The sequence below is a fragment of the Consotaella aegiceratis genome, assembly GCF_036541425.1.
Lineage (GTDB): Bacteria > Pseudomonadota > Alphaproteobacteria > Rhizobiales > Rhizobiaceae > Consotaella > Consotaella aegiceratis.
This window is the reverse complement of record NZ_JAZHFT010000004.1, coordinates 20,810-35,098: the sequence shown is the minus strand read 5'-3', so window position 1 is coordinate 35,098 and position 14,289 is coordinate 20,810. Positions and strand designations below refer to the sequence as shown.

9 protein-coding genes are annotated in these 14,289 nt (G+C 64.2%); 4 read left to right on the top strand and 5 right to left on the bottom strand.

Translation table 11 applies throughout. From position 1 onward, the window contains the following. Positions 1-105: 105 nt before the first annotated feature. Positions 106-2,286, top strand: coding sequence for an RNA degradosome polyphosphate kinase (locus tag SMD10_RS04650; protein ID WP_331684629.1), 2,181 nt, complete (start codon positions 106-108; stop codon positions 2,284-2,286). Beyond that, a complete protein-coding gene (locus SMD10_RS04645; RefSeq protein WP_331684628.1) occupies positions 2,282-3,793 on the top strand; it encodes a Ppx/GppA family phosphatase in 1,512 nt (503 codons plus the stop codon). The genes SMD10_RS04650 and SMD10_RS04645 overlap by 5 nt, the downstream gene beginning before the upstream one ends. A gap of 283 nt (positions 3,794-4,076) precedes the next feature. On the opposite strand, the gene rnd is transcribed toward SMD10_RS04645, so the two are convergent. Further along, complete coding sequence (rnd, locus tag SMD10_RS04640; RefSeq protein WP_331684490.1) at positions 4,077-5,234, bottom strand: ribonuclease D; 1,158 nt, start codon at positions 5,232-5,234, stop codon at positions 4,077-4,079. A 142-nt stretch (positions 5,235-5,376) separates the two neighbouring features. Beyond that, the gene (locus SMD10_RS04635) at positions 5,377-6,027 is read right to left on the bottom strand and encodes a DUF1236 domain-containing protein (RefSeq protein WP_331684489.1); all 651 of its coding nucleotides are present in this window, start codon (positions 6,025-6,027) and stop codon (positions 5,377-5,379) included. 335 nt (positions 6,028-6,362) lie between these two features. Here SMD10_RS04635 and aspS point away from each other — a divergent pair, with 335 nt between their 5' ends. Beyond that, positions 6,363-8,147, top strand: coding sequence for an aspartate--tRNA ligase (gene aspS / locus SMD10_RS04630; protein ID WP_331684488.1), 1,785 nt, complete (start codon positions 6,363-6,365; stop codon positions 8,145-8,147). Between the two features lie 154 nt (positions 8,148-8,301). Here aspS and SMD10_RS04625 read toward each other — a convergent pair whose 3' ends face one another. Next, positions 8,302-9,468: an aq_1923 C-terminal domain gene (locus SMD10_RS04625; RefSeq protein WP_331684487.1), complete on the bottom strand. Its 1,167-nt coding sequence runs from the start codon at positions 9,466-9,468 to the stop codon at positions 8,302-8,304. A gap of 271 nt (positions 9,469-9,739) precedes the next feature. Between SMD10_RS04625 and parC the strand changes: the two genes are divergently transcribed. Beyond that, positions 9,740-11,986 (top strand): DNA topoisomerase IV subunit A, encoded by a 2,247-nt coding sequence (gene parC, locus SMD10_RS04620; RefSeq protein WP_331684486.1) that lies wholly within the window; start codon positions 9,740-9,742, stop codon positions 11,984-11,986. Positions 11,987-12,049: 63 nt separating this feature from the next. Here the strand turns inward: parC and SMD10_RS04615 are convergent, their stop codons facing one another. Both SMD10_RS04615 and SMD10_RS04610 read right to left on the bottom strand, forming a co-directional pair. Continuing rightward, positions 12,050-13,351: a TadE/TadG family type IV pilus assembly protein gene (locus SMD10_RS04615; protein WP_331684485.1), complete on the bottom strand. Its 1,302-nt coding sequence runs from the start codon at positions 13,349-13,351 to the stop codon at positions 12,050-12,052. 156 nt (positions 13,352-13,507) lie between these two features. Next, entirely contained in the window at positions 13,508-14,230 is a 723-nt protein-coding gene (locus tag SMD10_RS04610; RefSeq protein WP_331684484.1) for a YrbL family protein, read from the bottom strand. Positions 14,231-14,289: the final 59 nt, after the last annotated feature.

Here is a 14,289-nt window from a genome sequence, read left to right as displayed (position 1 = left end):
GCGCCGCGCCGTACGCCGTCCTCCGGAACCCGGGCCGCAAGCCGCACCGCCGCTGAGGGAAAGTCCGCCGCCGCTATCGTCGTTGACGCGACCAAGACGGAATGCCTGCCGGACGTCGCACCGCCGCCTCCGGCGAAGGAGCCCGTCACCGAGCTCGCTCCGGACCGGTTCGTCAATCGCGAGATTTCCTGGCTTCATTTCAATCGCCGCGTCCTCGAGGAAGCGAACAACCTCAATCATCCGCTGCTGGAAAGGCTGCGGTTTCTGTCGATCTCGGCGAACAATCTCGACGAGTTCTTCATGGTGCGCGTCGCCGGGCTCGCGGGTCAGGTGCGCGAAAAGATCGCGGTGCGTTCGATCGACGGAATGTTGCCGCAGGAACAGCTCGACCGCGTTCTTGAGGAGGTCTCCTCGCTGGAGCAGGCCCAGCAGGCCACGCTCGCCGCGCTGATGAAGGACCTGCGGACCGAGCGCATCCACATCGTCGCCGCCGGCGAATTGAAGGGCGCGGATCGGGCTTGGCTGGACGAGCATTTCACCGAGACGATCTTCCCGGTCCTGACGCCGCTGTCCATCGACCCGGCACATCCGTTCCCGTTCATTCCCAATCTCGGCTTTTCCATCGCGCTGTCCTTGGCGCGCGAGCGCGACGGCCAGAGCATGAACGCCCTGCTGCGCCTGCCGGTGGCGCTGCAACGTTTCATCGAGCTACCGGTCGGCGATAAGGGGCAGGTACGGTTCGTGCCGCTCGAGAGCGTCGTGGCGCTGTTCATCAGCCGGCTGTTTCCGGGCTATCGCGTGCGCGGCGCCGGAACGTTCCGCATCATCCGCGACTCCGATATCGAGGTGGAGGAAGAGGCCGAAGATCTGGTGCGGCTGTTCGAATCGGCGCTGAAGCGGCGTCGGCGCGGTTCGGTGATCCGGATCGAGTTCGATGCCGCGATGCCGGAGGGGCTGAGAAATTTCGTCGCCAGCGAACTGGAGGTTCCCGACAGCCGGATAGCCGTCATGGACGGCATGCTGGCGCTCGATTCGCTGTCGCAGATCGTCAAGCTGCCGCGCGACGATCTGAAGTTCGCCCCCTACATTCCGCGCTTTCCCGAGCGTATTCGCGAGCACAACGGCGACTGCTTCGCGGCCATTCGCGAGAAGGACATCGTCGTCCACCACCCGTACGAATCCTTCGACGTGGTGGTGCAGTTCCTGCGCCAGGCGGCGTTCGATCCGAACGTCATCGCCATCAAGCAGACCCTCTATCGCACGTCCAACGACTCGCCGATCGTCCGCGCGCTGATCGACGCGGCCGAAGCCGGCAAGTCGGTGACGGCGCTGATCGAGCTGAAGGCTCGTTTCGACGAGGAGGCGAACATCCGATGGGCGCGCGACATGGAGCGCGCCGGCGTGCAGGTGGTCTTCGGCTTCATTGAGAAGAAGACGCATGCGAAGCTGTCGCTGGTGGTGCGGCGTGAGGACGGTCGGCTCACCAACTTCGTCCATATCGGCACCGGCAACTACCATCCGATCACTGCAAAGATCTACACGGACCTCTCTTATTTCACGGCCGATCCGAAGGTCGCCCACGACGTCTCACTGATCTTCAACTACATCACCGGGTATGCCGAGCCGGCGGATCTGAAGTGCCTCGCGGTCTCGCCGCTCAACTTGCGCGACCGCATCCTGCAGCACATCGAAGGCGAGATCGCTCATACGCGAGCCGGTCGGCCCGGTCAGATCTGGATGAAGATGAATTCGCTGGTCGACGCCAGCATCATCGACGCGCTCTATCGCGCCAGCCAGGCGGGCGTGGAGATCGATCTGGTGGTGCGCGGCATCTGCTGCCTCAAGCCGCGGGTTCCCGGCCTTTCAGACAACATTCGCGTCAAGTCGATCGTCGGCCGCTTCCTGGAGCACAGCCGCATCTTCTGCTTCGGCAACGGCCAAGGGCTGCCGTCCGAACAGGCCGTCGTCTATATGGGCTCGGCCGACCTGATGCCGCGCAACCTCGACCGCCGGGTCGAGGCGCTGGTGCCGATCACCAATGCAACCGTGCACAGCCAGATCCTTTCGCAGATCATGCTCGGCAACATTCTCGACAACCAGCAGAGCTGGTCGGTGCTCGCCGATGGAACCTCCCGCCGGATCGTTCCTTCCGAAGGCGAGCAGCCGTTCAACGCTCAGCGATATTTCATGACCAATCCCAGCCTTTCGGGACGAGGAAAAGCGCTCAAATCGGATGCCCCCAAACTCATTGCCAGACAGCGCGCCGAGCACGGCCGCTTCGATTGATCAAACCGCCCGCGGCCGCCTGCCGGGACGGCGCCCCGTCGCCGTTATCGACATCGGGTCCAACTCGGTTCGACTGGTCATCTACGAGGGCCAGACCCGGGTCCTCACCATGCTCTTCAACGAGAAGGTGCTGTGCGGCCTCGGCAAGGGGCTGAGCCAGACCCGGCGGCTGGACGACAAGGCGGTGGAGAGCGCCATTGCGGCTCTGACGCGGTTCCGGAGCCTGGTGGTGCAGGCCGGCGTCGAGGAGGTTTATCCGATCGCCACGGCGGCGGCTCGCGAGGCCGAGAACGGACCCGAATTCGTCGCTGCGGCCGAGGCGGCCATCGGCCGCCCGATCATCATTCTTTCCGGGCCGGAAGAGGCCCGCTATGCCGCCGAAGGCGTCGCGGGAACGTTCTTTGCGCCGGACGGCATCGTCGGCGATCTCGGCGGAGGCAGCCTCGAGCTCGTCCGCATCGACGGCCACAAGATCGGCGAGGGCCTGACCCTGCCGCTCGGCGGCCTGCGCCTGCAGGACCTGTCGGGCGGCAACATCGCCACGGCGCGCGCCATCGCCGACAGCCACGTCGCTGGAGCGGCCGTGGCGGGGCAGGGCAAGGGACGAACGTTCTACGCCGTCGGCGGCACTTGGCGAAACCTCGCCAAGCTGTTGATGGAGCAGTCGAACTATCCGCTTCACGTGATGCATGGCTACGAGGTGGGCGTCAACGAATGGTCCGCCTTCCTTCAGGCGGTGACGTCCAACGATCCGGACAAGCTGCCGGGCATCGCCGCGGTGTCGAAGAACCGGCGCACGCTGCTGGCTTTCGGCGCGGTGGCCTTGCAAAGCGTCATCGAGCATTTGCAGCCGGCTTCGATCAAGCTGTCCGCCTTCGGCGTCCGTGAAGGTTTCCTGCACGCCATGCTGCCGGAAGAGGAGCAGGCCAAGGATCCTCTGATCATCGCCGCCCAGGAATATTCGGTGCTGCGCACCCGCTCGCCGCGTCATGCGGAGGAGTTGCGGGACTGGAGCACCCGCACCTTCGTCGCCCTGGGCATCGACGAGACGGCCTACGAGGAGCGACTGCGCCATGCCGCGTGCCTGCTCGACGACATCGGCTGGCGCGCCCATCCCGACTATCGCGGCAGGCAGAGCCTGTCGGTGGTGGCCCATGCCGCTTTCCCCGGGGTCGATCATCCGGGACGCGCCTATCTGGGCTTGGCCAACTACTATCGGCACGAGGGCAGCCTGGAGCAGACGGCGGTGCCCGATCTGGAGAAGCTGGCGAACGACCGGCTGATCTATCGCGCCCGCGTCCTCTCGTCGCTCTTCCGCTTCACCTATCTTCTGACCGCCTCGATGCCGGGGGTCCTCGATCAGCTGCGCTGGGTCCAGGACCCGCGCGGCGGCTTTACCCTGGTCCTGCCGAAGGGCTTGGCGGGGCTTATGGGAGACCGTCCGGAAAACCGGCTGCAGCAGCTTGCCAAGCTCGTCGAGCGGACGCTTCGCATGGAAGCGCGATAACGGGCCGAGACCCAATGCAATGGCGGTCGGCTGACTTGCCGCTCTGAAGTCCGATCGACCGCCGAAAACCTCGGACTCGCCGACGTCCGCGCGGTGGTCGATAGGCACGGACTTGCCGCGTGCGTAGTTGCCGCCGCCGAGGGTTCCGGCGACTTCGACCTTTGCCCGAGGAGCTTGTCGCGGAGATCCTCGCGCTTGCCAGTCTTCGCCGGGGGCAAGATTTTCGTCCCTGAGGGGGCTTTCGGCGACCGCTTTATGATCGCCGAAACGCCCATGCGGATCCTCAACTGTCGAAGGGGACGGCCGCTACACGACGATTTCGAAAGCAGAGCGCGACCTTGCCGTCGAGCAACTCCAGCGCCCGGTCGCCGAAAATGGTGCGCCGCCAGCCGCTCATGGCTGGCACCTCGGCCTGGTCGCCCTTGGCCGCGATCTGCTCCAGATCGTCGGACGAGGCGATGACCTTGGCGGCGACAGATTCCTCTTCGACGATAATCTTCAGAAGCACCTTGAGCAGTTCGACCGCAGCCGCGCTGCCTTCGGGTAACGCCTGCGGTCGCGGAATCGGCGGTAGATCGGCCTTGGGAATCGCCTGCGCCCTGGCCACGGCCGCAAGAATTTCCCGCCCCATGGCCGAGCGCTCCATGCCTTTCGAAATCGTGCGCAGCCGTGCCATAGCCTGCTCGTCCTTAGGCTGCTGCTGGGCGATTTCGAAGATCGCTTCGTCCTTCAGCACCCGACGCCGGGGCTGGTTGCGCTCGCGCGCGGCCCGCTCGCGCCAGGCCGCGACCTCTTTCAGCACCGCCAGTTCGATCGGCTTGCGCACGCGCAGCTTCAGCCGTTGCCAGGCGTCCTGCGGATCGAGGTCGTAGGTTTCCGGCGCCATCAGGATCGCCATCTCTTCGTTCAGCCAGTGGCCGCGGTCCTCGCTCTCCAGTTTTGCCCGGAGCACGCGATAGACGTCGCGCAGATGGGTGACATCGGCGAGAGCGTACTGGAGCTGCTGCTCCGACAAGGGCCGGTGCCGCCAATCGGTAAAGCGCGACGTCTTGTCGATGCGTCCCGAAGTCGTGCGGGCGACGAGCTGGTCATAGGCGATCGATTCGCCGAAACCGCACACCATCGCCGCGATCTGGGTGTCGAACAGCGGGTGCGGAACGATGCCGCCCAGCTTGTAGATGATCTCGATGTCCTGACGGGCGGCATGGAAGACCTTGGTCACCTTCTCGTCGCGCATCAGGCGAAAGAACGGTTCAAGATCAAGGTCTTCGGCAAGCGGATCAACGAGTACCGCCAAGTCGTCCGAGGCGATCTGGATCAGGCACAGCTCCGGCCAGAAGGTGGTTTCGCGGATGAATTCCGTGTCGACGGTTACGAATTCGGCTTGCGAGAGGATGTGGCAGGCCTCGTCCAAGGCCTCGGTGGAAGTGATCGGATCCATGCATCCGCTTTAACCGATGTTGGGTCCCGGCAAAACACCCATAACGAAAGGGCGCTGCGACATTGCCGCAGCGCCCTCGACATGGCCCTCCAAAGCCGGGCGTTCGGCCCGCCTTGATGGAGGTTGAAACGGATCGCGTCGCTCAGCGAACGACGTAGACGATTTGCCGGTTGCCCGGATCGACCAGCACCGGCTGCCCGTTCACGTAGACATACTCGTAATTGTAGTCTGGGATCTGATGCAGCACGACGGTGTCAGGAAGGCGGGAGCCGACGACGGCTTCGCCCTCAAGATAGACCGGATCGACCGGGTTGGACTGGACGTACTGGACGCGCTGTTCCGGCGGATCCATCAAAGCGCCGGTCGCCAAGCCTGCCGCTCCACCGACTGCGGCTCCGACCGGGCCACCGATGATCGCGCCGGCGATCGCGCCGGTCGTGGCGCCGGCCATCTCGCCGCCAGGGTCGTTCTCATAGGTGGTGACCGGGACCTGGAGATCGGCGCGATGATCGACGATGACCACCTGCTGGCCGCTCATGTCAGCCGTCAGGTACTGGCTATAGACCCAGCCCTGTTGGCCGCTGGCCGAAACCTGGCACCAGTTGCCGGTCTCCGTGCATCCGCCCAGCGCAGCGCTGCCGCCCGCCGGAATTACGCCGATCACCGGAAAGGTCGGGCCGGGCCCGGCGCGGACGTTGAGATCGGTGGTGGCGGAAACCGCGGTCTGGGCAAGCGAAGGCGTCGCGGTGGCCGCCAGAATGGCAGCGCCCGCCAACAGAGCGTGAATTTTCATGAAATTGTCTCCTCAGACGAAATGTCCCTTTGGCGCCGATAATCGTTTGGTGCTGCTGAAGGTTCCTCAGGCCAGCGATAATGCTTCGTTGCCTGGGGGCGAGGAGAGTGAGCGTCGAGAGTGGAACCGCGTGGCCCACAAAAGGCCGACCGCCTGCCTTCCTATGGACGTCGGACGTATTTCGGGCGGCCGCCGATGCGATGGCGCATGGTCCCGGCGCTTGACATATCCGGCGGCTCGTGCGCTTGTCGCGCCGCGTTTTTCATCGACACTCTGCATCCGGCGCGGGCGCAATTTGTTGCGCGCGTCGATCAAAGACTCAGGAAGACCTCGCTATGCACCGCTATCGCAGCCACACCTGCGCCGAGCTACGCCAGGGGGACGTCGGAGCGACGGTCCGCCTGTCCGGATGGGCTCATCGCATCCGCGATCATGGTGGCCTGCTGTTCCTCGATCTGCGCGATCATTACGGCTTGACCCAGGTCGTCGTCGATCCGGACTCGCCGGCGTTCGCCACGGCCGAGACGATCCGCGGCGAATGGGTCGTGCGAATCGACGGCGAGGTGAAGGCGCGAGCGCCCGAGGCCGTGAACCCGAAGCTTCCGACCGGCGAGATCGAAGTTTTCGCACGCGAGATCGAGGTGCTGTCGCCGGCCAGCGAGCTCCCTTTGCCAGTGTTCGGCGAGCCGGACTATCCGGAGGACATTCGCCTCAAGTACCGCTTCCTCGATCTGAGGCGCGAGACGCTGCACAAGAACATCATGCGCCGAACCCAGATCATCGCGGCGCTGCGCCGGCGCATGGGCGAAGAGGGCTTCACGGAATTCTCGACACCGATCCTGACCGCCTCCTCGCCGGAGGGCGCGCGCGACTTCCTGGTGCCGTCGCGCATCCATCAAGGCAAGTTCTACGCGCTGCCGCAGGCCCCGCAGCAGTACAAGCAGCTCATCATGATGGCGGGCTTCGACCGCTATTTCCAGATCGCGCCCTGTTTCCGCGACGAGGATCCCCGCGCCGACCGGCTGCCGGGCGAGTTCTACCAGCTCGACCTGGAGATGAGCTTCGTCACCCAGGACGACGTTCTGACCACGGTCGAGGGCGTCATGCGCGGCGTGTTCGAGGAATTCGCCGACGGCAAGCCGGTGACAGAGGTGTTTCCCCGCATCCCTTATGCGGAGGCTATGCGCAAGTACGGTTCCGACAAGCCCGACCTGCGCAACCCGATCGAGATGCAGGCCGTGACGGAGCACTTCGCCGGCTCCGGCTTCAAGGTGTTCGCCAACATGATCGCCGGCGATCCCGAGGTCGAGGTTTGGGCCATTCCGGCCAAGACCGGCGGCAGCCGCGCCTTCTGCGACCGCATGAACTCGTGGGCGCAGGGCGAGGGCCAGCCGGGCCTCGGCTACATCTTCTGGCGCGACGAAGGCGGGGCCGTGACCGGCGCCGGGCCGCTCGCCAAGAACATCGGTGAGGAACGCACCGAAGCGATCCGCACGCAGCTCGGGCTGGAAGCCGGCGACGCCTGCTTCTTCGTCGCCGGCGTGCCGAAGAAGTTCGTGGACTTTGCCGGGGCGGCGCGCACCCGTGCCGGCGAGGAGCTGAATCTCGTCGACCGCGACCGCTTCGAGCTCGCCTGGATCGTCGATTTCCCCTTCTACGAGTGGAACGAAGACGAGAAGAAGATCGACTTCTCGCACAACCCCTTTTCGATGCCGCAGGGGGGCATCGAAGCGCTGGAGAACGAGGAGCCGCTGTCGATCAAGGCCTATCAGTACGATCTGGTCTGCAACGGCTTCGAGATCGCCTCGGGCGGTATCCGCAACCATCTTCCGGAAACGATGGTCAAGGCGTTCGAGATCGCCGGCTATTCGCGCGAGACGGTGGAGGAACGGTTCGGCGGCCTCTATCGCGCCTTCCAGTATGGCGCGCCGCCGCATGGCGGCATGGCGCCCGGCATCGACCGAATCGTCATGCTGCTCTGCGGTGTGAAGAACCTGCGCGAGATCACCATGTTCCCGATGAACCAGCAGGCCTACGACCTGTTGATGGGCGCGCCCAACGAGGCCTCGCCGACGCAGCTGCGGGAGCTCGGCATCCGGGTCGTGCCGACCGCCAAATAGGGCGGGCGTCCCGGCGCCCCGGCGGCTCGAACATTCAAATCGGCCGCGGTCCTGCGAAGGGCCGCGGCTTTTTCGTGCCGCGCTCGGCCTCGGTATGAAAAAGGGCGCCTCGTTGGAGGCGCCCGCGATAACGGTTCGACGAAAGGCGTCGAATCTACTGGTTCGCCGTGACCTTGACCGCCAGCACGTCGGGAAGCGTTTGGGGCGCGGCCATGGCGGCACCCATGATCTGCGTCGCCACGATCGGCTGGTCCGGCTCAATGGCGATCCGGATCGACTGCGGGTCTTCCAGGAACGTCTTCACCGCCGTCTCGACCTGCTGCTGGAATTGGGGATTCTGCAATCCGGCGAGCATCTGCGACAGCGAGCCGACCAGGGTCGTAACATAGGCGTCGCGCGGCTGGCCCGACTTCTCGGCATAGAAGTCGAGCATCTTGTCGGCCAGTGAATCGTCGACATAGGACAGATCCACCTGGCCGAGCTGCAACTGGGCGAGCAGTCCCATCAGGGCCATGCCGGCCGCCTGGGCGCCCTCGGGCTTGCTCATCATCTGCTGCTGAATTTTTGAGGCCGACTCGATGAAGCTCGGCGTATAGCCGAGCATCCTGAACGAGAAATCGAGCTTTCCCGCGTCGTCGGCGGTGACCGTCAACGGCTGCAAGGTGATCTCACCGCTATCCTTGACCCACTTCGCCTTGCCGGAAACCGAGCCGGTAAAATGCTCGTATCCGAGGTCTCTCAAGGTCGGACGGCCGCTCTCGTCCTTCTTCTCCGGGATGGCGATGTCGAAGCTGGCGAGGTTGAGGTCGGCGTCGATCAGACCGGCGTCGCTGGACGTATTCTGCAGGTCCAAGTCCTTCAGCAGCACCGATGGCTCGTCCTCGTCGCCGCTCGTGTTGATTTCGGCAACCTGCAGCCGATCGAAATAGATGTCGGCCATCGGGGCGTCGTCCGGCTTCTCCTGGGTGCCGGCGATCTTGAGATTGGTAAGCTGCAACCCTTTGACTGCCCAATCGTCCTCACCGAAATCCTTCTCAAGGCTGCCCACCGTGTAGCCTTCGTCCGGCGATCCGGCGACGTTTGAGAATACGAGTTCTCCGATATCGGTGTCCTCGCCCTCTGCGGCGATTTCGACGCCCGACAGGACGACGTCGTCGCCGCGCTCCGACGCGCCGTCATAGGTCAGCGTCAGATTCTGCTTGGCCAGAACCGATTTCAAATGATCCGCGAAGGGCTGCGCATCCACGGCCCAGGCAGAGCCCGACGACAGCAGGAGCGCCGAACCGGCAAGCCAGCTTGAAACGCGGGTGAGGTGGGTCATACCAATCTCCTTGGCTACTCGCAGCCGACAGTGTTCGCGGTGCATCGTCTTCAGCATTCGGCCCGGCGGTACCGAGCCCTGCACGCCATTTGGCAGTCAGCCAAACAAGGGCAAGGTCGGGCGCGAGATTTCCTCGTTACAGACGGCCCGGTCCTCTCCGGACGCGTGGCCTGAGGTTGCCCGCCTAACCGACGAAAAGGCGATGAATAAGGCATGGGACAACTCCTGTTCCGGCCTTGTTCTCCCCGAGCGGCTGTTCTAATCAGACGCCATGGCCAAGACAGTGGATCCGCCCGCCGGCGGCGGGGATATCGAGGCGATCGATCTGAAGGCGGCGCTCGAGGAGCGCTACCTTGCCTATGCGCTGTCCACCATCATGGGGCGGGCGCTGCCGGACGTGCGCGACGGCCTCAAACCGGTGCATCGGCGCATCGTCCACGCCATGCGCGTGCTGCGCCTGGACCCGGGCGAGGCTTACAAGAAGTGCGCACGCATCGTCGGCGACGTGATGGGAAAGTTCCATCCGCACGGCGACGCCTCGATCTACGACGCGCTGGTGCGCCTCTCCCAGGATTTTTCCGTCCGCTATCCGCTGGTCGACGGGCAGGGCAATTTCGGCAATATCGACGGCGATAGCGCGGCGGCCATGCGCTACACCGAGGCGCGGATGACCGAGGTCGCGGTCCTAATGCTGCGCGGCATCGACGAGAACGCAGTCGATTTTCGGCCCACCTACAACGAGGAGGACAAGGAGCCGGTGGTTCTGCCCGGCGCCTTCCCGAACCTTCTCGCCAACGGCGCGTCGGGTATTGCGGTCGGCATGGCGACCGCCATTCCGCCGCACAACGCGGCGGAGGTCTGCGAGGCGGCGTTGAAGCTGATCGAGCGGCCCGATGCCGATATCGACGTGCTGCTGCGATCGATCCAGGGCCCCGACTTTCCGACCGGTGGCGTGATCGTCGAAAGTCCGGCGACGATGCGCGAGGCCTATGCCACGGGCAAGGGCGCCTTTCGCGTTCGGGCCCGCTGGGAGAAGGAGGAGGTCGGCCGCGGCGGCTATGTCATCGTCGTCACCGAGATCCCCTATCAGGTGCAGAAGTCGCGGCTGATCGAGAAGATCGCCGAGCTTCTGATGGCACGCAAGCTGCCGCTGCTCGCCGACATCCGTGACGAATCGGCGGAGGATGTCCGCGTCGTTCTGGAGCCCAAGAGCCGCACCGTCGATCCGCAGATCCTGATGGAATCGCTTTTCCGGATGACCGATCTGGAAACGCGGATCTCGCTCAACATGAACGTGCTCTCCGGAGGCAAGGTCCCCAAGGTCCTGTCGCTCAAGGAGGTGCTTCAGGAATGGCTGGCGCACCAGCGCGAGGTGCTGGTGCGCCGCGCGCGCTATCGCCTCGACCAGATCGAACGGCGATTGGAGATCGTCGCCGGCTACCTGATCGCCTTCCTCAATCTCGACGAGGTGATCCGGATCATTCGCGAGGAGGACGAGCCGAAGGCCGAATTGCGCCGCGCCTTCGATCTCACCGACCTGCAGGCTGAGTCGATCCTCAACATGCGGCTGCGGTCCTTGCGCCGCCTGGAGGAAATGGAGCTCAGGCGCGAATTCGAGACGCTGACCGAGGAAAAGGCCGAGAAGGAGGCGCTGCTCGCCTCCGACGAGCGGCAGTGGGCAGCGGTTGCCGGCGAAATTCGCGAGGTCCGCGAGACCTTCTCCAAGAAGACCAAGCTCGGCCGCCGCCGCACCCTCTTCGCCGAAGCGCCGACGCACGATGCCGAGGATATCGCCGAGGCGCTGATCGAGCGCGAGCCGGTCACCATCGTCCTGTCGGAAAAGGGCTTTTTGCGCGGGTTGCGCGGGCATCTTGCTGACACCTCGAATCTCAGCTTCCGTGAGGGCGACCGGCTGAAGCTGGCTTTCCCGGCCATGACCACCGACAAGCTGGTGTTTCTGTCGACCGGCGGCCGGGCCTTTACGCTCGGGGCCGACAAGCTGCCGGGCGGGCGAGGGCAGGGTGAACCGATCCGGCTGGCCTTCGACCTGGAGGACGAGCACGACATCGCGGCGGGCTTCGTCGCCGATCCGGAAGCCAGGCGACTACTCGTCTCTTCCGAGGGCACGGGCTTCATCGCGTCGGAGCGCGAGATGCTGTCGTCGACCCGCAAGGGCAAGCAGGTGGTCAATGTCGGCGCCGATTCTCGGCTTGTGCTCGCCGTCCCCGCCGTCGGCGACACGGTGGCCATCGTCGGCGAAAACCGTAAGCTGCTGGTGTTCCCGCTGATCCAGGTGCCCGAGATGGCGCGTGGACGCGGCGTGCGCCTGCAGCGCTACAAGGATGGCGGTGTGTCCGACGCCAAGGTGTTCGCCATTGCCGAGGGGCTGGTTTGGCATGACGCGGGCGGGCGCGAGTTCCGCCGCTTCGAGGCCGATCTGCTGGAGTGGCGCGGCGACCGGGCCCAGGCGGGTCGGATGGTGCCGAAGGGATTTCCGAAGAACGGCAAGTTCGGTTGATGAGAGGCTGTCGGTGAACGAGCGCTCGGCGCTTCGCACAAGCCGCGGTGTGGTGATCCCGCGCTATTGCAGCAGCCTGAGTCGCGAGATCGTTCGCTGGAACAGCGCTTCCATGGCGTCGGAGATGCCGTCGTTCATGCCGACTTCGAAATAGAGCCCCGGCGAGGCGCATTCTTCGAGCCGCGGGCCGATCTCGCTTTGGAACGGCGCGATCCAGGTGCTGTACCAGCTGTTCGTGGGGAGCGGCAGATAGGTCGTATAAAGGGCGGCGATCTTGATGCCGCGCTGCTTGATCGCGGTGCAGGTCTTGACGTCGATCGGCTCCTGGCAGCGAGAGCCGGTCGTCTTCTTCGTGCAGGTGCTCGGCTTTTTGGCGTCGGCCACGCCGTCGGTCACCAGAAAGATGATCTTCTGCGGCTCGTCGTCGCCGAAGCCGCTTCCGGGGTCGGCAATGACGGCGTTCAGCGCGGCAAGTGTGCTGTCGAAGTCGGTCTGCTGGTCGCTGTTGTAGTTCTGTTTCGGCGTCGTCATCAGGTCGACGCTCTGGGTCGCCGCTTTCACCTGCTGCATGTTGGACGACAGATCCGCGACCTTGGTCAGGCCCATCTCTTCCGCCTTGGCTCCGAACGAGAATACCGCCATCCGGAATTGGTCGTCCCAGGTGCGCGTCGATAGTGCCGTGGCCGTGAGGTTCTGGGTCGCTTCGCGCACCACGTCGATCCGCATGCTCACGCCGAGCTGCTTGGCCAGCTTGTAATAGTTGTTGTTGTTGCTGAGGTCGTGGCAGGCAAAAGCGCAATCGTTGGACGTGTTTTGGACCATCGTGTCGATATCGTCGGAGGTCGCCGCCACACCCATGGAAGGCGAATTGTCGAGCAGCATGTAGAAATCGACGGCTTGGTCGAGCGGCATCTGCGCATCCACGCTGCCCGACAGGGTGATCGTTTGCTTGGGCAGAAACGCCGCGAACATGAGGTCGACTTCTGCCGTATAATCCACTTTGGCGTAGAGCCGCTGGTCCTCCTTCAGGACCGTCATCTCGAGCTTGGTAATGGTGACGTCGTCGCTTGCCTCGAAATTGGCGGCGAAGAAAGCTCTGGCGACGGCCTCGCCGGATTCGATTTCACCGATCCCCGTCATCGTGTGGGCGGCCGTCGCGGTCAGCGAATTCGGTGCCAGCGCGGCCAGAACGGCGCTGTCGGCTGCATCGCGCAACTTGGCATCGTAGTTGGCCGCCCGGCCGAGATCGATCATGGCGCCGACGGCCATGGTCAGCGGTATCATGACGAGCGCGCCGATGAGGGCGAAGTTGCCACGCCTATCCTGTCCAAAACGGAGCCGTGAAATACCTGCTTTTCGGATCATGGCCCCTCAGCGTCGCCAACGGCACGAGGAGAGTATTCTAGCTATCAAAGGTTAAGCGAGCGCCCATGGCGTCCAACGAATCGTCATCGTAGGACGCGAAGGCTGCCGGACCAGCTTGGCGGCCGGGGTGGCCGCGCCAACGCGCAGTGCGGCGCGCTAGAGAGCCGCCGTTCTATCATGTTTGACTTGCGCAGGAGACGCCACGATGGGCGCCATGGGCTGATCGGCCTTGGCTCGTTCGATCCGGCGTGCGACCCGGCGGCGAAGGCTCGCCACCATTTTAAGCTTGGCACGACGATTGAGCCAGGGAAGCCAGCTCTTCAGGGGCATGAATGAGGTTTCGCCATACCCGTCGATCAGAACGAAGCGGCGTCGGCCCGACGCATCGCCGCTGTAGACGATGTTGCGCAGATTGGAGTCGTTGACCACGATCGGGCTGTCGACCAACTCCCGACAGAAGACGTCGAAGTCGATCTTTGCCTGGGCATCGAACTCGCCGGCGGCAATCACCTGAGCCAAGGTCGGTGCCAGACCGCCCTCCCATCGTTCCGCAACCACCACCAAGCCGATGCCGCGATCCGTCTCGGTGAATCCGACCACCTGTTCCAGCCAGGGAACATAGGAGTCGCATGTCACGAACACGGTCAGCTGTTCGCGGAGGGAGCGCAAAAGATCCTTCAGGTGTCCATAACGTCGTTCGGACCCGTACCAGAAAGCCGTCTTGACGCTCTTGCGCGCTATAAAATCTTCCCGCGACACCTTGATGAGCCGTGCCGGATCGCGCGGGTCGACAAAGATTTCATGGCGTCCGCCCGAGGTCAGGGGCGACTTGTTCGATAAAATAATCATAGCAATATCTGCAATCTGTATGGATAGCACAGGCTATGCCACCGGATCGCCTTACTGCAACACGCTTAAGCCCTGAAATAGCCCGGAAT

What these genes read in the sequence shown, in the direction of transcription:
- aspS (WP_331684488.1), top strand. Translation starts at nt 6,363, where the DNA reads ATGCACCGCTATCGCAGCCACACCTGCGCCGAGCTACGCCAGGGGGAC.
- SMD10_RS04625 (WP_331684487.1), bottom strand. Translation starts at nt 9,468, where the DNA reads ATGACCCACCTCACCCGCGTTTCAAGCTGGCTTGCCGGTTCGGCGCTC.
- SMD10_RS04635 (WP_331684489.1), bottom strand. Translation starts at nt 6,027, where the DNA reads ATGAAAATTCACGCTCTGTTGGCGGGCGCTGCCATTCTGGCGGCCACC.
- rnd (WP_331684490.1), bottom strand. Translation starts at nt 5,234, where the DNA reads ATGGATCCGATCACTTCCACCGAGGCCTTGGACGAGGCCTGCCACATC.
- parC (WP_331684486.1), top strand. Translation starts at nt 9,740, where the DNA reads ATGGCCAAGACAGTGGATCCGCCCGCCGGCGGCGGGGATATCGAGGCG.
- SMD10_RS04615 (WP_331684485.1), bottom strand. Translation starts at nt 13,351, where the DNA reads ATGATCCGAAAAGCAGGTATTTCACGGCTCCGTTTTGGACAGGATAGG.